This is a genomic window from Enterococcus sp. E4-150 (assembly GCF_035726465.1).
Taxonomy (GTDB): domain Bacteria; phylum Bacillota; class Bacilli; order Lactobacillales; family Enterococcaceae; genus Enterococcus_B; species Enterococcus_B faecium.
Window position 1 is genome coordinate 225,309 of the sequence record NZ_JAPRGK010000001.1, and the last position, 22,718, is coordinate 248,026.

24 protein-coding genes and 1 other annotated feature are annotated in these 22,718 nt (G+C 39.8%); of the genes, 13 read left to right on the forward strand and 11 right to left on the reverse strand.

The genetic code is table 11. The features are described from left to right. Positions 1-7: 7 nt before the first annotated feature. Positions 8-811 (forward strand): gluconate 5-dehydrogenase, encoded by an 804-nt coding sequence (locus OZ002_RS01095; RefSeq protein WP_002294167.1) that lies wholly within the window; start codon positions 8-10, stop codon positions 809-811. Positions 812-1,057: 246 nt separating this feature from the next. Here OZ002_RS01095 and fni read toward each other — a convergent pair whose 3' ends face one another. Genes fni through mvk form a run of 4 tightly spaced genes read right to left on the reverse strand, consistent with a single transcriptional unit; the run spans position 1,058 to position 5,131 of the window. After that, positions 1,058-2,122, reverse strand: coding sequence for a type 2 isopentenyl-diphosphate Delta-isomerase (gene fni / locus OZ002_RS01100; protein WP_049142153.1), 1,065 nt, complete (start codon positions 2,120-2,122; stop codon positions 1,058-1,060). Further along, complete coding sequence (locus OZ002_RS01105) at positions 2,119-3,204, reverse strand: phosphomevalonate kinase (protein ID WP_002288233.1); 1,086 nt, start codon at positions 3,202-3,204, stop codon at positions 2,119-2,121. The genes fni and OZ002_RS01105 overlap by 4 nt, the downstream gene beginning before the upstream one ends. A gap of 12 nt (positions 3,205-3,216) precedes the next feature. Continuing rightward, positions 3,217-4,194, reverse strand: a complete 978-nt coding sequence (gene mvaD, locus OZ002_RS01110; protein ID WP_049142154.1) for a diphosphomevalonate decarboxylase — start codon at positions 4,192-4,194, stop codon at positions 3,217-3,219. Further along, positions 4,187-5,131 (reverse strand): mevalonate kinase, encoded by a 945-nt coding sequence (gene mvk / locus OZ002_RS01115; protein WP_125179379.1) that lies wholly within the window; start codon positions 5,129-5,131, stop codon positions 4,187-4,189. The genes mvaD and mvk overlap by 8 nt, the downstream gene beginning before the upstream one ends. A 315-nt stretch (positions 5,132-5,446) precedes the next feature. Here mvk and OZ002_RS01120 point away from each other — a divergent pair, with 315 nt between their 5' ends. After that, complete coding sequence (locus OZ002_RS01120) at positions 5,447-6,106, forward strand: deoxynucleoside kinase (protein ID WP_002294164.1); 660 nt, start codon at positions 5,447-5,449, stop codon at positions 6,104-6,106. Positions 6,107-6,190: 84 nt separating this feature from the next. Then, complete coding sequence (locus OZ002_RS01125) at positions 6,191-7,096, forward strand: magnesium transporter CorA family protein (protein ID WP_002294163.1); 906 nt, start codon at positions 6,191-6,193, stop codon at positions 7,094-7,096. 1 nt (position 7,097) lies between these two features. Here the strand turns inward: OZ002_RS01125 and OZ002_RS01130 are convergent, their stop codons facing one another. Continuing rightward, entirely contained in the window at positions 7,098-7,730 is a 633-nt protein-coding gene (locus tag OZ002_RS01130) for a pentapeptide repeat-containing protein (protein ID WP_002294161.1), read from the reverse strand. 150 nt (positions 7,731-7,880) lie between these two features. After that, positions 7,881-8,006 (forward strand) — a sequence feature (ribosomal protein L20 leader region). Positions 8,007-8,049: 43 nt separating this feature from the next. On the opposite strand from OZ002_RS01130, the gene infC reads away from it, so the two are divergent. The 7 genes from infC to OZ002_RS01165 all read left to right on the forward strand — a co-directional run bounded on the left by infC (position 8,050) and on the right by OZ002_RS01165 (position 14,925). Beyond that, positions 8,050-8,574, forward strand: coding sequence for a translation initiation factor IF-3 (infC, locus tag OZ002_RS01135; RefSeq protein ID WP_002293357.1), 525 nt, complete (start codon positions 8,050-8,052; stop codon positions 8,572-8,574). Between the two features lie 71 nt (positions 8,575-8,645). Continuing rightward, positions 8,646-8,846 carry a 50S ribosomal protein L35 gene (gene rpmI, locus OZ002_RS01140; protein ID WP_002289309.1) on the forward strand — a complete coding sequence of 67 codons (201 nt, stop codon included), beginning with the start codon at positions 8,646-8,648 and terminating at the stop codon, positions 8,844-8,846. Between the two features lie 52 nt (positions 8,847-8,898). After that, positions 8,899-9,258 carry a 50S ribosomal protein L20 gene (gene rplT / locus OZ002_RS01145; protein ID WP_002289310.1) on the forward strand — a complete coding sequence of 120 codons (360 nt, stop codon included), beginning with the start codon at positions 8,899-8,901 and terminating at the stop codon, positions 9,256-9,258. A gap of 355 nt (positions 9,259-9,613) precedes the next feature. Next, the gene (locus OZ002_RS01150; protein WP_002307426.1) at positions 9,614-10,027 is read left to right on the forward strand and encodes a VOC family protein; all 414 of its coding nucleotides are present in this window, start codon (positions 9,614-9,616) and stop codon (positions 10,025-10,027) included. Positions 10,028-10,746: 719 nt separating this feature from the next. After that, on the forward strand, positions 10,747-12,084 hold the full coding sequence (locus OZ002_RS01155) for a citrate transporter (RefSeq protein ID WP_156249221.1): 1,338 nt from the start codon (positions 10,747-10,749) through the stop codon (positions 12,082-12,084). A gap of 47 nt (positions 12,085-12,131) precedes the next feature. Beyond that, a complete protein-coding gene (locus OZ002_RS01160) occupies positions 12,132-14,261 on the forward strand; it encodes a hydantoinase/oxoprolinase family protein (protein WP_325082741.1) in 2,130 nt (709 codons plus the stop codon). Further along, positions 14,236-14,925 (forward strand): hypothetical protein, encoded by a 690-nt coding sequence (locus OZ002_RS01165; RefSeq protein WP_002307432.1) that lies wholly within the window; start codon positions 14,236-14,238, stop codon positions 14,923-14,925. Before OZ002_RS01160 ends, OZ002_RS01165 begins: the two co-directional genes overlap by 26 nt. Positions 14,926-15,457: 532 nt before the next feature. Here the strand turns inward: OZ002_RS01165 and OZ002_RS01170 are convergent. The 4 genes from OZ002_RS01170 to OZ002_RS01185 form a co-directional block, all read right to left on the reverse strand. Continuing rightward, complete coding sequence (locus OZ002_RS01170; RefSeq protein WP_002289316.1) at positions 15,458-16,144, reverse strand: GntR family transcriptional regulator; 687 nt, start codon at positions 16,142-16,144, stop codon at positions 15,458-15,460. A 135-nt stretch (positions 16,145-16,279) separates the two neighbouring features. Then, positions 16,280-16,474 (reverse strand): hypothetical protein, encoded by a 195-nt coding sequence (locus OZ002_RS01175; RefSeq protein WP_002315615.1) that lies wholly within the window; start codon positions 16,472-16,474, stop codon positions 16,280-16,282. 49 nt (positions 16,475-16,523) lie between these two features. Next, positions 16,524-16,964 carry an acyl-CoA thioesterase gene (locus OZ002_RS01180; protein WP_002289317.1) on the reverse strand — a complete coding sequence of 147 codons (441 nt, stop codon included), beginning with the start codon at positions 16,962-16,964 and terminating at the stop codon, positions 16,524-16,526. Between the two features lie 3 nt (positions 16,965-16,967). Beyond that, the gene (locus OZ002_RS01185) at positions 16,968-17,813 is read right to left on the reverse strand and encodes an NAD(P)H-hydrate dehydratase (protein WP_156249222.1); all 846 of its coding nucleotides are present in this window, start codon (positions 17,811-17,813) and stop codon (positions 16,968-16,970) included. A 148-nt stretch (positions 17,814-17,961) separates the two neighbouring features. Between OZ002_RS01185 and pepV the strand changes: the two genes are divergently transcribed. Next, positions 17,962-19,380: a dipeptidase PepV gene (gene pepV, locus OZ002_RS01190; protein WP_002294157.1), complete on the forward strand. Its 1,419-nt coding sequence runs from the start codon at positions 17,962-17,964 to the stop codon at positions 19,378-19,380. Between the two features lie 56 nt (positions 19,381-19,436). On the opposite strand, the gene OZ002_RS01195 is transcribed toward pepV, so the two are convergent. Continuing rightward, positions 19,437-20,384: a glycosyltransferase family 2 protein gene (locus OZ002_RS01195; RefSeq protein WP_002289860.1), complete on the reverse strand. Its 948-nt coding sequence runs from the start codon at positions 20,382-20,384 to the stop codon at positions 19,437-19,439. A 222-nt stretch (positions 20,385-20,606) separates the two neighbouring features. Next, positions 20,607-20,957, reverse strand: coding sequence for a PepSY domain-containing protein (locus OZ002_RS01200; protein WP_156249223.1), 351 nt, complete (start codon positions 20,955-20,957; stop codon positions 20,607-20,609). Between the two features lie 199 nt (positions 20,958-21,156). On the opposite strand from OZ002_RS01200, the gene pepA reads away from it, so the two are divergent. Together pepA and OZ002_RS01210 are read left to right on the forward strand one after the other, a co-directional pair. Further along, the gene (gene pepA, locus OZ002_RS01205) at positions 21,157-22,236 is read left to right on the forward strand and encodes a glutamyl aminopeptidase (RefSeq protein ID WP_002294156.1); all 1,080 of its coding nucleotides are present in this window, start codon (positions 21,157-21,159) and stop codon (positions 22,234-22,236) included. A 142-nt stretch (positions 22,237-22,378) separates the two neighbouring features. Then, positions 22,379-22,699, forward strand: a complete 321-nt coding sequence (locus OZ002_RS01210; protein WP_002287837.1) for a thioredoxin family protein — start codon at positions 22,379-22,381, stop codon at positions 22,697-22,699. The last annotated feature ends 19 nt before the right edge of the window (positions 22,700-22,718 follow it).

Genomic DNA, 22,718 nt, shown 5'->3' on the forward strand with positions numbered 1-22,718 from the left:
GAAAATGATGGAATTTAGTATGGATATGTTTCGTTTAGATGGAAAAGTAGCATTAGTCACCGGTGCTGTCTATGGTATTGGATTTGAGATTGCACGCTCTTTAGCTACAGCAGGAGCAAAAATCGTATTTAATAATTTGAATCAAGAATCAGTTGATGAAGGTATAGCGCATTATAAAGAAGCAGGCATCGATGCAAAAGGTTATGTCTGCGATGTGACCGATGAAGAAGCGGTTCAAGCGATGGTTCAACAGATCAAAGAAGATGTAGGTTCAGTTGATATTCTAGTCAACAATGCAGGGATCATCAAACGGACACCGATGATCGAAATGGATGCGGCAGACTTCCGCCAAGTAATCGACGTGGATTTAAATGCCCCATTCATCGTTTCAAAAGCAGTTATTCCGGATATGATCGAAAAAGGCGGCGGTAAAATCATCAATATCTGCTCTATGATGAGTGAATTAGGACGCGAAACGGTCAGTGCTTATGCTGCGGCAAAAGGCGGATTAAAAATGCTGACGAAAAACATCGCTTCTGAATACGGTCAATACAATATCCAATGTAATGGAATTGGACCAGGTTATATTGCTACACCGCAAACTGCTCCATTACGCGAAACACAAGAAAACGGTGAACGTCATCCATTCGATCAATTTATCGTTGGACGTACGCCAGCAGCACGCTGGGGCGAGCCAATCGATTTGGCTGGACCATCTGTCTTCTTGGCTTCTAGCGCATCTGATTTCGTTAACGGCCATGTCTTGTATGTGGACGGAGGCATACTTGCCTATATCGGAAAACAACCTTAAAAGAGCTTTAATACACTGTTTAGTGGAGAGGTTGTGAAATCAGCGGCTTGAACGAATACCGAAGGACAGCTGATTAAACATCATTTATTCGAAAAAAGAGGCTGAGACAGAAGCATTTAACTCCAAGAAATAAGAAGGAATTCACGAAAATTGCTTTTCAAATTTTTGTGAATTCCTTCTTATTTCTTGGAGTTGCTTTTGCTTCCGCCGTTTGTACGTGTTTAGAGCGTGAGACAAAAGTGTTCTTTACTTTTGTCCCACGCTCTTTTCTGTGCGTCTTCCATACTTCACTAAGTCGATCCCTCTTGCTTCGCACCAATCCTTCACTGGTCCGGAAAAGATCAGAGATTGTTGGTGTAGGGCCGCGGTATTCGTTGCGCCGACCATAGTATAAAGCAGACGAAGCTCTTCTTGCCATTGCTTCATCAGTATAATAGTTTCTTCTACGCCATGATTCATCAGATGCGTCAGTACGGTTCCTGAAGTACCCACTGCATTTGCGCCGAGACAAAGGGCTTTAAATATGTCATAGGCATTGCGGATACCTCCGGAGGCTAGGATTTCCATAGAAGTGTCTGCTTCATTTGCTTCAAGCAATGAAGAGACTGTCGATTGCCCCCAGTCAGCTAAATAACTCAGTTCCCGCTTGGAGCGACGGGCGTTTTCGATCTGGGTGAAGCTTGTTCCGCTTCGACCGCTGATATCAACTGTATGAACTCCTAAAGAAGCTAGATCATTGAGCGTTTCTCTTGTCATGCCAAAACCGACTTCTTTTACGATGAGGGGGACGTCAATGGCTGTTTGAGTCTCTTGAATAAGTACTTTCCAATTGGTAAAATCACGGTCTCCCTCAGGCATAACCAACTCTTGAGGTGCATTCAAATGAATTTGTAAGGCATCTGCGTGAAACAATCGGATAGCTTCTTTGGCTCTTTCGACAGAAGTCCCTGCACCGATGTTGGCAATGATTTTCCCGTGAGGATATTCTTGTCGCATAATCGTATAAGTATCGGCTAAAGAAGGGTCTTTCAAGGCAGCGCTGACTGAACCAGTGGCAATCATCAAATCTGCTTCTCTTGCGACGATTGCAAGATCTTGGTTGATTTTTTTTGTTTTTTCGCTTCCGCCAGTCATCGCATTGATATAAAATGGGCTGCTTAGTGTAAACCCAACTGCCTGTGTACTTAGATCGACATCAGAAACTGCTATTTGCGGCAAAGGGTTATGGATGATCCGTACGAAGTCAAATTCGTTTTTTTGTTTATCATGAAAGGCTTTAGCTAGTGAAACATGTTCGTCTTTTCGATTCATCGGTTTTCCTTTCTTTGATCGCTATAGACATGTAACGGCAGTGGAGTGATTTCTGCTTTTTCCCATGCACTCATTAAAGGAAGAATGCCAGATTTCTGGTCAACAATTACGATTCCGCAATCGCCCCCACCTGCACCAGAAGATTTTGCGGCTCCTTCATACTGTTCAGCTAAATTACACAATTTGTTCAAAGCAGGCGTTTCGATGACGACCCCAGTGATTGCAGATAAATCATGCAGTAATTGTCGGTTTTTTCGAATCATCTGTTGGATCAACGTTACATTATTTTCTTTAAACCCTTTGATCATTTCGTTGACACATTCTGTACTGTTTTTTAAGAAAAGCTGATAAGCCACCATTTTATCTTCTCTCGAACGGTGAACTTGATCGACCAAATCAGAAGTAGAGGCAGGGCTACCCGTCCAACCAATCAATAAACGTAAATCTTCAGGAGCAATCAATGGCTCAATGGATAGACCTGGCCAATCCAGGGCAAGTAACTCACTGATAGAATGCTGAGTTTCTTGTTCTTGGAGCCAAGGATGGTCGAAGGTTGAGAAAGCGATCCAGCCACCATAACAGCTAGCAGCGATGTCGCCGCAGGAACCATTATCTTGAACTGCTAAATTGGCTAGTGCTGCAATCTTGAAAATCTCCAACTGAGATAAATTCAACGCGTAAAAAACATTCAAGGCTTTGACCGTTGCAACGGTCACGGCACCGCTAGAACCCAATCCATATTTCCGGCCATTTGAACTGTCTAACTCACTTGTTACTTTCAGATCATAAAAGGATAAAAGAATGTTTTTTTCTTGTGCATACTTTTCAGTCAAGCGAATAGCAGCAAGGATATAATGAAAAGGATTTTCCCGAATATCTAAAACTAATTCTCCGTTGCGTCTTGTCCAACGTACAGGCATCCCACTATATTGTGCAGATTGGATACTTCCGACTTTTCGTGCAGATTCTACAGTGACTGTCACGAATTGATCGACTGCAGCGATAACTGCTGGATGGCCTGTTTCAACAACTGCATATTCTCCGGCAATATAGAGTTTGCCTGGTGCAGATACTTCAATCATAAAAATCTCCCTTTATTCAATAATCGCAATTCCTGGACCAGCATGGGCAGTAATTACTTGTTCTTTGCTAAATAATTTGGTAAAAGCTTCTTGTACCTCAGATAAATAGGTGTTTTCCACTAAAACTTTGACATTAGGCCCAGCGTCCATCGTAAAGTAGCATGGAATGCCTTGCTTTCTCAATTGCCGCACTGCATCCATCGCTTTTAAGCTGTCAGGAGACCAGTAAGTGAATGGAGGCTGGGCAGCTAAAGTCGTTCCATGCATTTTTAGTCCGTTTCTTTCCATCGTTTCTCCGAGAAGTTGGAAATCTTTTGTTTTGATTGCTTGTTTCAATTGATATAGATCCCCTTCAACGGAATCTAACCAGCCTTGATAAAAACTGGATGTTTCGACTGTCCGACGCATCCCATTTCTGCTGGACACTTCTTTTTTCTGGTCGTTGATCAAAACGAAAACCATTGCTAAATCGTCTTCGAAAGAATCGGAAGGGACAGGCTTAGCGTAAGAACTTAAGTCGTCATGGCCTTTTTCCCATTCGACGAAACCACCGAAAATACTTCGGCAAGCTGAACCAGACCCGCGTCGAGCAAATCTTGAAAGAGAGAGATCATCTAATCCAAGCTTAAGAGCAGTATTGCAAGCGCCTGCTAAAGCAGCTAGCCCGCTGGCAGAGGAGGCTAATCCAGCTGCGGTAGGAACGAAATTCTGACTGATTACTGAAGCTTTTAGTGAGAGGCCGGCTTCTTTACGAAAAAGGTCAAGAAACTGACTGACTTTTTTTGTTGCTTTTTCGTCTTGCAAGGTGCCATCTAGATAAAATTCATCTACCATATAGCTATCAGAAAAGATGACTTCTGTCTCTGTATAAAATGCATCCAATGTTAACGAAAGGCTGTTGTTCATTGGAAGGATGAGTTCTTCATTTTTCTTACCCCAATATTTGATTAGAGCAATGTTGGTATATGCGCGTGCTTTGCCTTTAAACATAGGTATGTACTCCTAATCCTTGTATCCAAGTTTCAGCAGCACCCGCATCTTCAAGTGCTTGACTGATTTCTTGGGCTTTTGTTTTTGTTTGTGCTAATGCAATCATACAGCCACCGCGTCCACCGCCAGTTAATTTGGCACCCAATGCCCCGGCATCTTTTGCTGTTTGGATCAATAGATTAAGAAAATCATTGCTGATTGTCAGCTTTTCCAGAAGTGATTGTGATTCATCCATTGTCTGTGCCAACGTTTCTGGTGAATTTTCAATGATTGCTTGTTTTGCTTGCTTCGTCAAGTATCCTAATTTTTGGATCATTTGTCCAGTTTCATGAGGCTGGGTTTCAAAGAGGTGAGCGACATCTTTGACGGCTTCTCTTGTTTGTCCTTTGATTCCTGTATCAGCGACAATCAAAAAAGCATCGATGTTCAAAGAAAAGTAGTCGAAAGGATGCCCTTTTGTAAAATAAATCGGCTGCAAGCTGCTAGTAGCGGCTGCATCGATTCCACTAGGATTACCGTGGGCAATTTTTTCCGAAAGCTGGACATTTTCTAATAGTATTTCACGAGACAAAGGAAATGCTAAGTAATCATAAAAAGCACGAGTGACTGCTGTGGCGACTGCAGCGCTTGATCCCATTCCACGTTCAGCAGGAATCGTGCTTTCAATGGTCAGTTGCAAGTTTTTTTGGATGTCATGCTGTTTTTTTAAGTGAATGAATAATTTTTTGATATTTTTTAATGCATGAGGAGCTTCGGCTAAATTTCCTGAATAGTAGGAAGAAACCAGTTGATCGTCCATTGCATCCAGCTCTTCAAGGAATGCGGTGACTTTTGTTGCATAGAAAGGAAAGGCAATCGCTGGTTCTCCATAAACAACCGCGTGCTCGCCCATCAATATGATCTTTCCGCTTGATTCTCCTTGGCCATAGTTTGCCATAATCTAACTCCTTCTCACGTAAAAGTGATTTTTAAGCAAAAAATAAAGCGCCCAAAACGAGTTGCGCTGCTTCACGAATTTTTTTGTCCACTAAGGGTCTCAAAAAACATTCCTCCTTTATTTTACTAAAACCATCTCAGAAGTAAAACTAAGAATACGTTTTCTAAAGAAAAAACACTTTTTTCTTAAGAATTTTTTGACTTTTTTTCTTCTTTGACTAGAAAAAAATACAATTGACACTACTAGATATTGGGGGTATATTTAAAAAGGTTGGAGTTAAACACAATATTTAGTGATGAAGTGAGCTGGAGGTAAATGAGCGTGATCGTTTTAGCAGGTACAATTGGTGCCGGAAAATCAAGTTTAACAGAAATGATGGCTGAACACTTTGATAGTCAGGCATTTTATGAATCGATTGATGATAATGAAGTCTTGCCCTTATTTTATGCAAACCCTGAACAGTATGCTTTTTTGCTGCAAATTTATTTTTTGAATAAACGTTTTGCAAGCATCAAACAAGCAATGAAAGATGACAATAATGTATTGGACCGTTCGATTTATGAAGATTCACTGCTTTTCCATCTAAATGCAGATCTAGGAAGAGCAACAGAAACAGAAGTTCGTGTGTATGATGAACTGCTGGAAAACATGATGGAAGAACTTCCCTATGCTGCCCATAAAAAACATCCGGATTTATTAGTTCATATTCGTGTATCTTTTGATACGATGTTGGAGCGTATCGAAAAACGTGGTCGTTCGTATGAACAATTGTCCTTTGATCCAAGTCTATACGATTATTACAAAGAATTGAACAGACGTTACGATCAATGGTATGAAGAATACAAAGAAAGTCCAAAAATCCAAATCGATGGAGACCGCTATAATTTTGTGGAAGATCCTCAAGCAAAAGAAGAAGTCTTGAAAATGATCGAAGAAAAATTAGCAGAGATTCGCCAAACCAAAGTAGCCATTTGATTTACAGTTGCTCAAATAAAGGGTAAACCTTTATTTGAGCGACTTTTTTCTTTATACTGGAAACAAATGCCAGGAGGATAGAGTATGCGGGAAAAACACTATTTTAATCAAGACCGTAATTTTTGGATCAATGTACAGCAAAACGATGTGCTAGCTGTTAAAAACTTAAAAGAAGAATATGGCATTAGTGACGAGATGCTGACTTATTCTCTAGATAAAAATGAACGGGCGCGCGTAGAGTACGATTCTTTTGATGAAGCGTTACTGCTTGTATCAAATGTTCCGCACCAGCAAAAAGTCGATAATCATTATGAAACTAGTCCTATCGCTTTTATTTTAAAAGAAGACGGTTTGTTTACATTTACCACGCCGAATACCGAGTACGTGATTCGACTAATTCGATCGCTTTTGGAACGAATGCCAGACATGAGTGTATACAGTTTATTGTTTCGTACATTGTTTTTGATTTCTGATTCCTTTTTTCCTTTAATCGAGGAAGTGAATAGTGAACGTCAGCGGCTTAATCTGAAATTAAGAGAAAAAACAACGAACAAGAATCTGCTGCAACTTTCAGATTTAGAGATCGGTTTGGTTTACTTAGTTACAGGAACAAAACAAAATGTAGTACTTTTAGAACAAATCAAGGCATTGGCTATTTATCGCAAGTTGTCAGAAAAGGAAAAAGAAGAGTTGGACGATGCACTGATCGAAGCACGACAAGCAGTTGAAATGACGAACTTAGCTTCGCAGATTTTAGACCAGCTCTCTGGCACTTATAATAATTTGCTGAATAACAACTTGAATGACACGATGAAATTTTTGACGGTCTGGTCGCTGATCTTGACCGTTCCAACTATTGTGACAGGATTCTTCGGAATGAATCTCCAGTTACCCTTTACCCATTCCGTTTTCGGATGGGGAATCGCCTTGATCATCAGTTTGGTCTTATCTATTTGGATGCTTATTGCACTGTGGCGGCGGATTCGTTGATCTAGTCTTTGATCTGCAAACCAAGGGCTTGGGCGATCACAAGTGCTTGCTCTTGGTTGACGATTAGTCCCGCCAAAGAATCTTGAGATAAAGCGATTGCTGTGAAGAAATTAGTCGTAAAGTCTAATCCCTTCAGAGAAGTTCGAAACCAGTTCGAACCGGTTAACTGATTGTCAGACAAAAAAAGGTTTTTCCAAGTGACCTCATAAAATTCGCTGTCTTCTAATTGACAATGATCGAAGGAGACAGCTTTCAAGTTTGTACTACTAAAGGAAGCCATCGAAGCAATACAATCAGTGAAAGTACAGTCTCGAAGATAACTTTCGGCAAAATTCGTACCTGTTAATTTACATTGATGAAACACGACTTGGTGGAAACTGCCACCAATCCACTCCAGATTGGAAAAATCACATTTTTCAAAAATGACATTACTGCATTCAAAATGACGTAAAACTGTTTTTTGCATCGTAAGTTTTTGGATATGACTCTCTCTTAATACCATATTTTTGGCATCGAGATAGCTTTGGTCACCCCCGTTGATCAGAAGACCAGAGAAGATCTCCTCATCTTCTAAATAAAACTCTCCCTTTGTAAGAAGAGGAAGAGAAGGTGGAATAGGTTCGATTTTTTTCATGTGGGTTCACCTCGTTTTTCTTTAGTATAGCAAAGAAGCGGGAATCACTGCTAGAAAGTCTGCTAATCTAATCATTTTCAGAAAAGGAAGACAAACTGTATGAAAAACATTGACAAAAAGATTAGTTTTTGCTATACTATGATGGTTGAGAAATAAAAGCAGAAGCACCCGCTTCTCGCCTTAGTTGATAATGTCACTGGGCTAGATAGTTTTCACTGGTTCTATTAGGTGAAGTACGCGCGGGTTCTGTAAAAGAACTCGTTTTTTTATTGCCGTTTATTCGGTAAGCTTTTCTTTCTCTCATAATATTTGGAGGTGAATGACCATAGCAAAGGATATGATGGTTAACGACGGCATTCGTGCACGAGAGTTACGATTGATCGGTTCAGATGGTGAGCAATTAGGAGTTAAGACAAAAGCAGAAGCATTGAATATTGCAGAACAAGCAAACTTGGATCTTGTGTTAGTTGCCCCTGGTGCGAAACCACCAGTTGCGCGAATCATGGACTACGGTAAATACCGTTTCGAACAACAAAAGAAAGACCGCGAAGCGCGTAAAAAACAAAAAGTGATCAATGTAAAAGAAGTTCGCTTAAGTCCTACGATCGACTTGAATGACTTCAATACAAAACTTCGTAATGCACGTAAGTTCTTGGAAAAGGGCGATAAAGTGAAAGCTTCTATCCGTTTCAAAGGCCGTGCCATTACCCATAAAGAAATTGGTCAAAAAGTCTTGAATCGCTTAGCTGAAGAAACTGCGGATATTGCAACAGTGGAACAAAAAGCGAAAATGGACGGACGCAGCATGTTCTTGACGCTGGCACCGAAAAACGACAGTAAGTAATTTGAATGACTAACTGGCTGTTGGACAGCCGATAGTCGGATAACGAAAGATTTTGAGGAGGAAATATAGTCATGCCAAAACAAAAAACACACCGCGGATCAGCAAAACGTTTCAAACGTACTGGTAAAGGCGGATTGAAACGCTTCCGCGCGTTTACAAGTCACCGTTTCCACGGCAAAACAAAAAAACAACGCCGTCAATTGCGTAAAGCAAGCATGGTTTCTAGTGGCGACTTCAAACGTATTCGCCAACAACTAGCAAAAATGAAATAAGAAGTACAAATAACAGAATCTGAAGATTTATTTTTATTAGGAGGAATTATACATGGCACGTGTTAAAGGTGGAACAGTAACTCGTAAACGTCGTAAAAGAGTGCTAAAATTAGCAAAAGGTTACTACGGTTCAAAACACACTTTATTTAAAACAGCAAAAGAACAAGTAATGAATTCATACAACTACGCATATCGCGATCGTCGTCAAAAGAAACGCGACTTCCGTAAATTGTGGATTGCTCGTATCAACGCAGCAGCTCGTATGAATGGCTTGAGCTACTCAAAATTAATGCACGGTTTGAAAGTTGCTGAAATCGACATCAACCGTAAAATGTTAGCTGACTTGGCTGTTAACGATGCAGCAGCATTTACTGCATTGGCTGACCAAGCAAAAGAAGCTTTGGCTAAATAATTAAATAAACGTTGTCGTATCAACGTATACCCCGCCTTTATTGAGCGGGGTTTTTATTATTGTTTTAAGACCTAATTGAGCTCGCAAAGCGAGTAAAACACAAAATTACCTGCTATGCGGATGGCAAAAGTGTCAAGGTCGTATGGATTGAACATAAAATGTGAAAGTCAGCGTCTTTAGGCGCTGTCCGGTATTGTGGCTTTTTATAGTTCTGAAACAAACCACCCTTTTGAAGAGTGGTTATGATTATTTCAGCTAGTTAAAAATCTGATGCTTGATTAATCTAACTATGTTAGTATTGAATAAATAAGCTTTTTTATGGAAAATTAAAAGAGCTAACAAGGAGTGGAAGCAAATGAGTGTTTACCGAATTACAGCGTGTGTACAAGTGAAAGGGGACTATCAAGCTTGTTATGATTTTTATACGGAAAAAATAGGGCTGGTACCGATCTATGGTGATGGATCAGGTCCTTATACAAGTTTTGCATCAAAGAAAGAGGAATCTCCCTTTTTTGCGATGTTTCAAATAGGTGCTGTAGTTGAACAAATGGAGGGTTATCCTATTTCGGATAATCGGATCTCGTCTGACACCCTCTCAGCAACTTTTCATACCACAACCTTTGATGATGATTACAATAGAATGGTCAATGCTGGAGTAGTGTTTGAAGTTGGGAAAAAAGTATTAGGTGAAGGTGCAGAAGCTTTTCATATAGCTTACTTTCGTGATCCAGAAGGGAATTTGATGAGCTTAGAGGACGGTGGAGTATAGTCAGAACTGTGTTGCTAAGGACAGGTAAGTTTTTAATTCTCTTTTTTTGTCTGTATAAGTTATATAGTCCAAACTACCGTTTCGGTATTTAAGGTGTAAATGGTCATGGTAAAACAGAGAGAAAAAACGTTCACACTTATAATTTACAGAAGGAGTGATTACTTAATGTCCCAAATTACTCGAGAGACTAAAAATGGATTGATGAACTATAGGCGCTTAGTACGCGTCTTACAGGTTGTTCGTATTCTCTTGATGAAGGTTGTGTATCGTGTATCGAAGAAAGTTTCATGAACGAAGCAACAGAGCTGCAGTTTGCGGTTGAATGTTGGTTACAGAATCTGCTTGAATTTAGGAAACGCCCAAAATGGTTAGTCCTAAAGTAGCGCTTGCCGGTATTAGAATGTAGCTGAGGGCAAAAATGCGCTGTCCACAGAAATGCGGTGAGCAGTACATCGCTATGGTTTTAACTCATAAAGAAAAAGAGCAACCCTCAATACACATAAGTATGCTCTGTGTTTCCTCTTTTTTGTTTACAATCCTCCATCAAATGAAACAGGACAATAACGTATAAGTCTAAAATAGCATAATTAAGGTTTTTTAATTGAAAACTGAACATTTATGGTCATCCTTTAATGAAAGCGCTAACTACATAAGTTAGAATGAGTTTGACTGATATATTAGTTTGCTTATCAGAAAAACAAAATGGACGGAGGAATAACATGAGTGATATTATTATTGGTATTTTGTTAGTTATCTCATTCTTTTTCATGGTCTGGTACTGTGTAAAAGGCTACAACTTGATGGTCGGCTTTGCCATCATGGCTACTGTATGGATGGGATTAGCGCTAGTCGGAAACACGTTTTCACCAAACCCGGCGATGGAAGGGCAAGGAGTAATTGATGTGTTGACGCATATCTATACGACGGGGCCAGCTGAGTACGCCAAATCGATCTTGGTAAATGTCTTCTTTGGTGCCTTTTTCGGGCGTGTTCTAGTAGATAGCGGAATCGCAGCTACCCTGATTCGAAAGGTAGTTGAACTTGGAGGGGACAAGCCAAGAATCACGATGAGCTTACTATGTATTGTAACCGCTGTTATATTCATGTCGATGACAGGAATCGGACCAGTGATTTCTATTGCAGTTATTGTGTTGCCGATCTTGATGTCATTAGGTATTTCAGTACCGGTTGCACTGTTCTCATTTATGGGCTCGATTATGGCTGGAATCTTTGCTAATATCGTCAATTTCAAACAATATCAAACGATTTATGCTGGTTTCAATCCAGCGGCTGAAAGCTATACTTATAATGACTATTTCCAAATTGGTATGATTGGGATGATTGTAAGCTTAGTTGTGGTACTAACGGTCGCTAATATATCAATGAACAAAAAGAAACGCTATGCAATGGCAGCAAACGTACCAGCTGAAGGTGGCGACGCACCAATGACCTCATGGTTAGCCGTCTTACTACCAGTTTTAGGGGTCGTTCTTTTAGATCTTCCAATCATCTTAGGTTTTATTCTAGCAGGTATCTGGGCATTGCTGTTTACTGGAAAATTGCGCGGAGGTTATAAAGAAATCTGTCGTCAGTTTGCGAAATTATTTACAGATGGCGCAGTCGATGTTGCACCAATGGTTGGTTTCTTGATGACCTTAGCGATGTTCAATAATTCAGCTGCGTATGCTTCTCCTTATTTTTCAGCTATTTTTGGAGATTGGATACCGCAATCACCATTAGTCTTGGCAATCGTATTTGCTATATTGACACCACTAGGATTTTTCCGCGGTCCAATGAATCTAGTCGGTTCAGGCTCAGCTATTTTAGCTGTCGTGTTAGCTGTTAATCCAACGATGTCGCCAGCCTTTTTGTTCCCGTTATTTGCAATCACAACGATTGCTCCTCAGCATTTAGATATTACACAATCTTGGGTTGCTTGGGGATTAGGTTATACAAAAGTAACTTCTCGAGAATATATGAAGAAATCCATCCCAACTGGTTGGATCATCGGTGCGATCTTATGCCTGATCACGTTCTTATTGTACGGGAACGCCTAGTAAACAAAACGTCGATAAAAACGATTAGATGAATGGAGGAAAAGAAAATGAAACGTTTTGTGCGAATGGGAATTGATGTTGGCGGTACACATACGAAAGCAGTCGCAATCGATAATGCGACGCACGAAATCATCGGAAAATCTTCAGTGAAAACAACCCACGATGATGTCCGTGGAGTAGCCGCAGGTGTCGTTCAGTCTTTTCAAAATTGTTTGCGGGAAAATAATATCAGTCCAGAAGATGTTGTGTTTGTTGCACATTCTACCACACAAGCGACTAATGCACTGATTGAAGGAGACGTAGCAAAAGTCGGCGTAATCGGGATGGCAAAAGGTGGATTAGAAGGTTTTTTAGCAAAACGACAAACTAGATTGAACGATATCGATTTAGGGAATAAGAAAAAAATAGAGATTGTCAATGCATTCTTACCTGTCAAACACTTAAATGTAGACCGTGTTTCAGAAACGATTTCTTCTTTAGAAAGAGAAAGAGCGGAGGTCTTGGTTTCTTCTATGGCATTTGGAGTAGATAATGGGGAACCAAAACGAGTTGTTTATGAAGCAGCATCTGTGAAAGCGATCCCTACAACGATGGCTTCTGACATTACGAAATTATATGGATTGACAAGAAGAACTCGGACAGCAGCAATCAATGCATCTATTTTACCAAAAATGCTAGATACGGCAACCTCTACAGAAGATTCCGTACGAGAAGCAGGGGTCAATGTTTCTTTGATGATTATGCGCGGAGACGGCGGAGTAATGGAAATCAATGAAATGAAAAAACGACCTGTTTTAACCATGCTTTCCGGTCCTGCTGCATCAGTCATGGGCTCTTTGATGTACTTGAGAGCGTCTAATGGTGTTTATTTTGAAGTAGGCGGAACAACAACCAATATCGGGGTCATTAAAAATGGACGTCCAGCAATCGATTATTCAATTGTAGGTGGCCACCCAACATATATCTCTTCATTAGATGTTCGGGTTCTAGGTGTGGCAGGCGGTTCGATGGTACGGGCTAATCAGTCAGGAATCATCGATGTCGGTCCACGTTCTGCACATATTGCCGGTCTAGATTATGCAGTATTTACGGAGACAGAAAAAATCAAAGGTCCTAAGGTTGAATTTTTCTCTCCTAAAGAAGGAGACCCTGCTGATTACGTCAAGGTAGTGATGGAAGACGGAGAAGAAGTGACTATTACAAATACATGTGCAGCCAATGTCCTTGGATTAGTGCAAGAAGAACATTTTTCTTATGGAAATGTCCCATCTGCACGAAAAGCCATACAGGCATTAGCAGACTATTGTCATACGACGGTTGAAGACATCGCAGAGCAGATCATGGAAAAATCCTATGCTAAGATTGAACCGGTGATTTTAGAATTGGCAGACAAGTATCACTTGGAGAAAGATCAGATTTCTCTTGTAGGTGTAGGGGGCGGCGCTGCCTCATTGATTACTTACTTTAGTAATAAAATGGGTGTGAAATATTCGATTCCTGAAAACGCCGAAGTGATTTCTTCTATTGGTGTAGCACTTGCAATGGTCCGAGATGTTGTAGAACGTATCATCCCTTCGCCAAGTAAAGAAGATATACGATCGTTGAAAAATGAAGCGATGAATAAAGCGATTGAATCAGGCGCTACACCAGAATCGATCGAAGTCCACGTAGAAATCGATCCACAGACTTCAAAAGTAACGGCTATCGCTACTGGTTCTACGGAAGTGAAAGCAACCGATCTAACCAAGGAGATCACAACAGAAGAAGCACTAGAGCTTGCTGCAGAGGATATGCGATTAAATAAAAATGAAGTTTGCTTATTGGAAAATACACCTTTCTTTTATGTATGCGGCGAACAGAATCGTTCAAAAAATGCTGGAAGTCTTCGGATCATCGATCAAAAAGGATTTATCAAGGTCCAACGTGGACATGCTTCATGTATGAAAACAACTGCAGCCAATTATATGACAGCTGTCGAACAACTTTGGGAAGATATGGCAGTTTATCAAACTGAATTGATTGCCCGACCAGAATTTTATCTCTGCTTAGGAGCAAGAGTCTCTGATTTTACAGCGACGGATCTGGAACAACTACAGCTTTTGATGGATCTGGAAGTATCTACTATGGAACCGGAGGAAGAAGTGATCGTCGTTGCCGGAAATATCAAACAAACATAAGTTAGAAGAGTTACTAAACGAATTACAACAGATCCCCGAAGAAATTTGGGGATTCTACCAGTTTCGGCGAGATTTATTTTGGAAAAAGATTCCTTTGTCCAAGCAGAAAATTCTTATACAAAAATCAATCGATTGTGGTATCGAAACGGCATGTAGCATCAAAAAAAAGTACCCTTTTGCCGATGTAGGAGAAATTTGTGAACAAATGGCTGTTCCAATCGTTTCCTGTGAATCAGAGCAAATAAACGAACGAATCACTTTTGCAACTTATGCAGAAGATGAAGGGATCCGATTGATGACGGAGCCGTTAGAAAAATTAAAATGTTCAGGACTAGCTTCGATCTCTAAAGAAACAGCGCAAGCTTTGATTATTGGACATGAACTATTTCACCACATCGAAGCTTCTGTTAAGGGAATTTATACGCAAAGCGAAAAAATTGTGCTGTGGCGGTTGCCTTTTTATACACATCAATCAAACATTCGTGCATTGAGCGAGATAGCAGCGATGAGTTTTTCAAAAGAGATGAATCAAAGCGATTTTTCGCCTTATGTATTAGAGGCAGTCTTACTTTGGCCATATAATGAAATTCGTAGCCAAGGGATCTTAGAAGAAATAAAAGAAATAGAAAAAAGATGTACGGAGTATGATTTAGATTACAAATAAAGAGACTGTGACAAAAGTCGTGTCACAGTCCTTTTTTTCCGAACAAACGGTGTTCAAAAGCTTGCATCTACGGCACTAAGCCCAATCAGATGAAAAATATGGAGTGCTATTTTTATCTGATTGTTCTTACTGCTTGATGCAGAGCAGCTTTTTCACAACCTCTCCACTAAACGGTGTTCTCCTGCCAACTCCTCGGTCACAAGTCAAAATATTCAACAAACATGAGAAGCTGTTTTTTGAAATTGTTCCTTGTGACTCGGAGATGAACGGCAGGCTCACGACCTCTTGGAAAACGGTGTTCAAAAGCTTGCATCTGCGGTAATAAGTCCAGCCAAGTTAAAAACATAAGAAGCTATTTTTACTTGGCTGTTCTTATTACTTGATGCAGGGCAGCTTTTTCACAACCTCTCAATAAACGGTGTGCAATCAGCTGACCCTCGGTATTAGCTCAAAAAAAAACGGCAAAATATGAGGAACTATTTTGCCGTTTCTTTCTCTAATACTCAGGTCAAAACGCTGATTCCAAAACCTCTTATTTGATGGGTCTGTCCTGAATATCTTCAAAATAATCGGGGTAATTATGAATCACGTATTCTTGCTCCTCGATAATCATATGTAAATGCATCGTGCAAAGAAATCCGACTTCATCAAAGTTATGATCAATCATTGATTGAAGCATTGTCTGATGTTCATCTAATACTCGACCCCAGTCTAATTCTGAAATCGTCAAACGTAACCATCTGAAACGGTTCAAGTGCGTACTATAACTTTCTAGCCAATCCCAAATTTCTCGTTTTCCAGCAATTTCATAACAAGTTCGGTGAAAATCAGTATCCAAATCAAAAAAAGCTTTTTTATTTTGAGCGATCACTGCCTGATCGGTTTGTTCTAGTATTTTTTCTAGTTTAGCTTGATCTTGCTTGGTCATTTTCGCACTGCATTCTTGCAGGATCGGTTTTTCCAACTTTTCCCGCGTATAACGGGCTAATGAAGCAGATCGGATATCGATTTTTGAAACATAAGTGCCGGACTGTGGAATGGTTTTTACAAGCTCTTGATTGCGCAGTTGGATCAGTGCTTCTCGAATCGGTGTACGCCCGATAGCTAGTTGTTCTTCTAACACTTTATCGGAGATTTTACTTCCAGGTGCTAACTCGGAATAAATGATTTGTTTACGTATAGATTCATAAGCTTGCTGTTGCAAATTATTGATAACCATTTAACCTTCCTTTCTATGCAGATATAATCTATTATAACATAAATCGCTTACAAATCGTGTGGGCATAAAAACACAGTCTGCAAAAAAAGCCCTGATAGGCATGCCTATTAGAGCCTCGAAAAGAAAAATATTGAATCAATCTGGTCGTACCTCTTGGATCGGTTTGACACGACCGCCGATTCTTTTAGCAAAAGCTTCGGATTCTTTTTTGTCTTTGAAAATGAGCAGATTGTCTAAGTTTTTTTCCCGAGTGCGACAGCCAGTTTTATCGATGTAACCGTGCATTACTTTAACGACATACATGGGGATCACCTGCTTTTTTCTTTTCATTATACGAACTACTCGACACAATACAAGAAAAATGCTTAGACGGTCTTTATTAAGAATTTACATCATCCAAAGAAGCGTACGCTTGGAATAACTGATCTAACTCCGGATTGACTTTGCTCAGCTTCACTAATCGCTGCGAATCAGAAAGTAAAAAACAGTGTTTACTACTGCCAGTAGTTTTTAATTTTTTGTCTTCAGTTCCCACAATTTCGTAGCTAAAATCCAACCGTGTCCCCGTATACTTTTGGATAGTTGGATGGATGCTCACTTTTTCTCCGTAATGGATCATTTCTTTATAGCTGCAATTTACTTCCAGAACGGGGATGATGATCCCAGATTCTTCGATTTTTTTATAGGGAAACCCTAGATGTACCAATAAGGCTACCCGAGCCTCTTCAAACCAGCGGATATAATTGCTGTGATGAATAATCCCCATTTGATCTGTTTCATAATAAAAAGGTTCTCGCACATAACCTGTAAATTTCTCCATGACTCATGCCTCGTTTTCCATTGATTTTTTACAAAAATAATTCATCCACTTCGGAAGTGCTTCGCTGATTTGTGTCGGCAAAACAATATATTGTTCTTTTGCCAGCTGGTCTCCAATGAAACTATGAAGATAAACAGCTGCTGCAATCGTTTGGTCATTTTGAGGAAACTGGGCTAAAAATCCTGTGATCATCCCAGCTAAAGTGTCACCCATGCCGCCTGTTGCCATAGCAGCAGAACCTAAAGGATTGGTGTAGAAGTGCTGGTGACCATAAATTTTTGTCTCATGACTTTTCAAAACGAGCACAGCACTGATTTCCTGTTGCTTCTTTTTGTTTTCTTTATCCCGTTGTTCTTGTATCGGTAGAGAACTCAACCGTTGCCACTCCATTTGATGAGGTGTAAGTACAGTTTGTTCGGGATAGGGTAGCAAAAGATGATTAGCAGCAAGTAAACTTAAAGCAGAGCCATCAATCACCAGCCATTGTTCTTTTGATTGGTTTTCTAGTACTTGTTTGAAACGTTCCAAACTCTTAGAAGAAGTACCCAATCCGGGACCAATCAAGAGTACATCTGCTTGCTTTATTACGGAAAGAAACTGGTCAGTATCCGTCCAATCTACAATCATTGCTTCTGGCAGATGACTGTGAAGAGCACTCCGATTTTTTTCATCAGTTACTACAGTCGTGAGACCCGCTCCACTGTGTACGGCAGCTAAAGCACTCATAATGATTGCTCCGCCATATTGTTCATTGCCGCCAATCAAAACGATACGTCCAAATGTTCCTTTATGTGAAATTTTTGGACGAGGTGTGATGACTCTTTTCACTAGTTGTTCGTTTATCAGCATCGAAAAACCTCCTTTTACTCATTATAGCGTATATTTTTTTTAGAGAAAAACAGATAAGAAAAGGAATTGTCAGATTTTTTGAACTATTTTTTTCTGTAATTTGTGGTATTATGAACACGAAGACTTAAATAAGTGGAGGATTAACTTTATGACAATTGATTGGCAAAAAGAAGTAGAAGCACGTAAAGAAGACTTGCTTGAAGACTTGAAAAATCTTTTACGTGTCAACAGCGAGCGCGATGACTCAAAAGTAACACCAGATGCACCATTTGGACCTGGACCTCGCGACGCATTGAAACATATGTTAGCTTATGGCGAACGTGATGGATTTAAAGTAAAAAATGTCGATAACTATGCAGGGCATATTGATCTTGGCGAAGGAGACGAAACGCTAGGGATATTTGGACACATGGATGTCGTTCCTGCAGGAGATGGCTGGGACACAGATCCTTATGAACCAGTAATCAAGGATGGAAAGATCTTTGCACGCGGATCAAGCGATGACAAAGGTCCAAGTATGGCAGCTTACTATGCGATGAAGATCATTAAAGAACTTGACTTGAAACTATCAAAAAAAGTTCGCTTCGTAGTCGGCAGCGATGAAGAAAGCGGCTGGGGCGATATGGCTTATTATTTCGAACATGAAGAAGAACCAGATTTTGGTTTCTCACCAGATGCTGAATTCCCAATCATCAATGGTGAAAAAGGAAATGTTTCTTTAGCTTTACGCTTCAAAGGCGACAATGCAGGAGATTATGTCTTGAAATCTTTTGTTTCCGGACTTCGCGAAAATATGGTGCCAGGAACAGCAACTGCAGCACTTCAAGTACCAAGTGCAGATGCAGCTATCGCGATGGAAGAAGCATTTTACCAATTCATCGAAGCAAATCCAGTAAGCGGAACGATTGAAGCGGACAATACGTATGTAAAAATCGAATTAGTTGGTAAAGGCGCACATGGTGCAAGCCCACAATCTGGTATCAATGCAGGTTCTTTCTTGGCATTGTTCTTAGATAACTATGAATTCCTAGGATCTGCTAAACAATTTATCCATGTAGCAGCTGCTTATGTCCATGAAGATTTTTATGGAGAAAAACTAGGAGTCGCTTATGAAGATGAAAAAATGGGCAAATTGACAATGAATGCTGGACTATTTGCTTTTGAAGAAAATGGTACAGAGGAAGCGAACTTCATCAATATGAATTTCCGTTTTCCAAAAGGTGTAACAGTAGACGGATTGCAAAGTGACATCGAACAAACAGTGGGGCAAGAAGGCGCAACAGTTACTCGAGGTGCTCGCGTAATGGAACCACATTACGTACCAATGGATGATCCATTGGTGGCTACATTATTGCAAGTCTATGAAGACCACACTGGAGAAAAAGGCTACGAACAAATCATCGGTGGCGGAACTTACGGACGTTTGTTGAAACGTGGCGTTGCTTATGGAGCGATGTTCCCAGGATATACTGATACAATGCACCAAGCAAACGAATTTATGAGTCTTGATGACTTGTTCAGAGCAACAGCAATCTATGCAGATGCCATCTATCGTTTGGCAAAATAATTAATTAAAAAGAGGATCAAGAATTGCAAATTATTTTTGCAGTCTTGATCCTTTTTTTACTTTCTACTGTGGTATTCATGATAAACATGATATAGATTCAATTCATATTCTTTCTTAGCGTTCGTGACGACTGTATCCAAAATCAACCCTGTTACTAATGAAAGAAGTGCTAAAGTCATCAATCCAGTACTTAAAATCGCAGAAGGGATGCGTGTAATAAAGCTTGTCAGCATATATTCGCGAATCACAGGAATCCCCGTGACCAATCCAAATAAAAAGAAGAAGATGGTCCAAATCCCAAAGAAAAGCAAAGGCTTATAATCTTTAAACATTTTAATAATCATCATGATCACTTTGAATCCGTCAGAGAATGTATTCAATTTTGATTCGCTGCCTTCAGGACGATCACGATAATCGATTGGGATCTCAACGAACTTGAATTTTTTATCTAAAGCATGGATCGTCAATTCCGTTTCGATTTGAAAACCAGAACTCATAATAGGAAAACTTTTGACAAAGATACGATTGAATCCTCGATAGCCGGTCATGACATCAAGAATTTTTGTTTTATACATTCTAGTAATTGTATTTCTAACAAGGTTATTTCCAAAATCGTGGAAAGGTCTCTTATTCTCATCAAAGTAGGTTCCATTTGATAGGCGATCACCAATGACCATATCTGCTTCACCAGAACGTAATTTCTCGAGCAAACCATGTACAGCTTCTGCAGGATAAGTATCATCGCCATCTACCATTAAATAATAGTCGGCATCGATATCAAAGAACATTTGGCGGATCACATTTCCTTTTCCTTGACGAGGTTCTTTTTTTACGATTGCTCCACCTTGAACGGCCAATTCGTATGTTCGATCGGTCGAATTATTATCATAGACATAAATATCTGCTTCTGGTAATTCTCGTTTAAAGTCTGCAATGACTGTTGAAATTGTTGCTTCCTCATTGTAACAAGGAATCAGAACAGCAATTTTTTCTTGTTGTTCCATTTTTCACTCTCCTTAACTATAGAAAACAAAAGCTAAATTAAAAATACCTCATAATCAAAGGAAATGCTAGTTTTTCCCGCTAAATATCATTTATTTAAAAAGAAAATACTGGAATATATGTTTGGAAAGCTCTATCTAAAAAACCACCCACTACAAAAGAAGGACATGATACCTCTCTTTTGAATAGTGGGTGCGTATCCGTTCTCTCACTTTTTTGACGTATTAATCTGTTGTACCTTTTTTTCTTGAAATTTCTAATACGGTTCCTGTATGAGCATCTGCTAAAAATTCATAATAAACAGTTTCGCCATCTTCTATTCGAGAAAGACCTCCCCGATAAGCACTCGACCGAACGGCGAATTTCCTAATAGGTTCCTTTTCAAAAGAGATCCAAGAACCTTCGATTGCACCTTCTTTTAGAAAAGATGACTTGATATTTTCAAGTACTTGGTCTGCTGACAATACTTTTTTGCGATGATACCAAATCGTTGAAGCTACCCCGCTCAATAATCCTAGACCGATTCCAACTGCTAACCCGCCTTTAAAATAGCTTAGTTCGCTTTCTTCATACATGTGGACATACCTCCTTCTTCTCACTTGTTACTCCTTATGCTTATTTTACCACACTCTCATATTTTCTTTGAAATAAATAACCGCTACCAGAAAAAATAAGCTATAATAAATACGATCGGTCTGCAGAAAAAATCATATTTTATCCGCAGATCAATATAAGTCTGAGAGGAGTTTAGTCTAAAATTTAGACGAATAGCATATGGAAGAAAAAACATTTCAACGAATCAAAGAGTTAACAGAATTACAAGGAACAAGCGGTTTTGAACAAGATGTTCGCGCTTATATGGAAAGTCATATGGAACCGCTGGTAGATGAGTTACAGTTAGATGGTTTGGGCGGCATTTTTGGTCTGCGCCATCATGAAGAAGCGGATGCACCCCGTGTAATGGTCGCAGCACATATGGATGAAGTCGGATTCATGCTGACACAAATCCAAGAAAACGGGCTTTTTAAAGTCGTACCTCTAGGCGGCTGGAATCCTTACGTTGTTTCTGCACAGCGTTTTACACTTAAAACCTCTACTGGTAAGAATTATCCATGTATTTCTTCTTCCGTTCCCCCACATTTATTGCGAGGAACAAGCGGACAAAAATCAGTAGAAGTAACCGATATTTTGTTCGATGCTGGGTTTGAATCAAGAGAAGAGGCAATGAGTTACGGTGTCCTTCCAGGAGACACAATCGTTCCTTACGCTGAAACGATCAAAACAGCCAACGGAAAGAATATCATCAGCAAATCATGGGACAACCGCTATGGCTGTACAATGGTATTAGAAGCTTTAGAAGCGTTGCAAAATGAAACATTAGGTCATACATTGATTGCAGGCGCGAATGTCCAGGAAGAAGTAGGCTTGCGTGGTTCTAAAGCTTCTGTCAATAAATTCAAGCCAGATCTGTTCTTTGCAGTAGACTGCTCTGCAGCAGATGATACAGTGACGAAAAATGGCACATTCGGACATTTAGGAGAAGGTACATTGATGCGTATCCAAGATCCAGGTTTGATCATGCTTCCTCGTTTGCGCGAGTACTTGCTGGATATCGCTGAAACAAACAATATCCCTTATCAATACTTTGTTTCAAAAGGCGGTACAGATGCAGGTGCTGCTCATACACAAAACGAAGGAATCCCAAGTACAGTGATTGGCGTAGTGGGACGTTATATCCATACGCATCAAACGATGTTCAGTATTCGCGATTTTGAAGCTGCACGAGAAATGTTGATTCAAACACTGAAAGGCTTGGATAAATCAACAGTGAATACGATTGTATACGGAAAATAACGCGATAGTGAAACTATAAAATCTGGCAAAAGATTGCTTTTGCCAGATTTTTTTTATAAAAAGAGGATCAATGTTTGTTAGTTCGAAAGAAAGGTGTATAATTTAATTGAAAAATACATAAACAGAAAGTAGAGGACAAAGAATGATTATCCCAAATAGTTTAGAAGAATTAGCAGGCTACGTAGAAACTGGAAAGAGTGTATTTTTCTTTACTGCCGGCTGGTGCGGAGACTGCCGTTTTATCAAACCGCAAATGCCTGAAATTGAAAATGACTTTTCTGATTGGCAATTTATTGAAGTAGATCGTGACAAGTACATAGATGTAGCCGCTGAATGGAACATTTTTGGTATCCCAAGTTTTGTCGTGATCCAAGACGGAAAAGAATTAGGTCGTCTAGTGAATAAAGATCGTAAAACAAAACAGGAAATCGAATCGTTCCTAGAAAGTGTAACAAAAGGCTGACATCTGTTAGGAGGGGTCA

What these genes read in the sequence shown, in the direction of transcription:
- OZ002_RS01095 (WP_002294167.1), top strand. Translation starts at nt 8, where the DNA reads ATGGAATTTAGTATGGATATGTTTCGTTTAGATGGAAAAGTAGCATTA.
- fni (WP_049142153.1), bottom strand. Translation starts at nt 2,122, where the DNA reads ATGAATCGAAAAGACGAACATGTTTCACTAGCTAAAGCCTTTCATGAT.
- OZ002_RS01105 (WP_002288233.1), bottom strand. Translation starts at nt 3,204, where the DNA reads ATGATTGAAGTATCTGCACCAGGCAAACTCTATATTGCCGGAGAATAT.
- mvaD (WP_049142154.1), bottom strand. Translation starts at nt 4,194, where the DNA reads ATGTTTAAAGGCAAAGCACGCGCATATACCAACATTGCTCTAATCAAA.
- mvk (WP_125179379.1), bottom strand. Translation starts at nt 5,131, where the DNA reads ATGGCAAACTATGGCCAAGGAGAATCAAGCGGAAAGATCATATTGATG.
- OZ002_RS01120 (WP_002294164.1), top strand. Translation starts at nt 5,447, where the DNA reads ATGAGCGTGATCGTTTTAGCAGGTACAATTGGTGCCGGAAAATCAAGT.
- OZ002_RS01125 (WP_002294163.1), top strand. Translation starts at nt 6,191, where the DNA reads ATGCGGGAAAAACACTATTTTAATCAAGACCGTAATTTTTGGATCAAT.
- OZ002_RS01130 (WP_002294161.1), bottom strand. Translation starts at nt 7,730, where the DNA reads ATGAAAAAAATCGAACCTATTCCACCTTCTCTTCCTCTTCTTACAAAG.
- infC (WP_002293357.1), top strand. Translation starts at nt 8,050, where the DNA reads ATGACCATAGCAAAGGATATGATGGTTAACGACGGCATTCGTGCACGA.
- rpmI (WP_002289309.1), top strand. Translation starts at nt 8,646, where the DNA reads ATGCCAAAACAAAAAACACACCGCGGATCAGCAAAACGTTTCAAACGT.
- rplT (WP_002289310.1), top strand. Translation starts at nt 8,899, where the DNA reads ATGGCACGTGTTAAAGGTGGAACAGTAACTCGTAAACGTCGTAAAAGA.
- OZ002_RS01150 (WP_002307426.1), top strand. Translation starts at nt 9,614, where the DNA reads ATGAGTGTTTACCGAATTACAGCGTGTGTACAAGTGAAAGGGGACTAT.
- OZ002_RS01155 (WP_156249221.1), top strand. Translation starts at nt 10,747, where the DNA reads ATGAGTGATATTATTATTGGTATTTTGTTAGTTATCTCATTCTTTTTC.
- OZ002_RS01160 (WP_325082741.1), top strand. Translation starts at nt 12,132, where the DNA reads ATGAAACGTTTTGTGCGAATGGGAATTGATGTTGGCGGTACACATACG.
- OZ002_RS01170 (WP_002289316.1), bottom strand. Translation starts at nt 16,144, where the DNA reads ATGGTTATCAATAATTTGCAACAGCAAGCTTATGAATCTATACGTAAA.
- OZ002_RS01175 (WP_002315615.1), bottom strand. Translation starts at nt 16,474, where the DNA reads ATGAAAAGAAAAAAGCAGGTGATCCCCATGTATGTCGTTAAAGTAATG.
- OZ002_RS01180 (WP_002289317.1), bottom strand. Translation starts at nt 16,964, where the DNA reads ATGGAGAAATTTACAGGTTATGTGCGAGAACCTTTTTATTATGAAACA.
- OZ002_RS01185 (WP_156249222.1), bottom strand. Translation starts at nt 17,813, where the DNA reads ATGCTGATAAACGAACAACTAGTGAAAAGAGTCATCACACCTCGTCCA.
- pepV (WP_002294157.1), top strand. Translation starts at nt 17,962, where the DNA reads ATGACAATTGATTGGCAAAAAGAAGTAGAAGCACGTAAAGAAGACTTG.
- OZ002_RS01195 (WP_002289860.1), bottom strand. Translation starts at nt 20,384, where the DNA reads ATGGAACAACAAGAAAAAATTGCTGTTCTGATTCCTTGTTACAATGAG.
- OZ002_RS01200 (WP_156249223.1), bottom strand. Translation starts at nt 20,957, where the DNA reads ATGTATGAAGAAAGCGAACTAAGCTATTTTAAAGGCGGGTTAGCAGTT.
- pepA (WP_002294156.1), top strand. Translation starts at nt 21,157, where the DNA reads ATGGAAGAAAAAACATTTCAACGAATCAAAGAGTTAACAGAATTACAA.
- OZ002_RS01210 (WP_002287837.1), top strand. Translation starts at nt 22,379, where the DNA reads ATGATTATCCCAAATAGTTTAGAAGAATTAGCAGGCTACGTAGAAACT.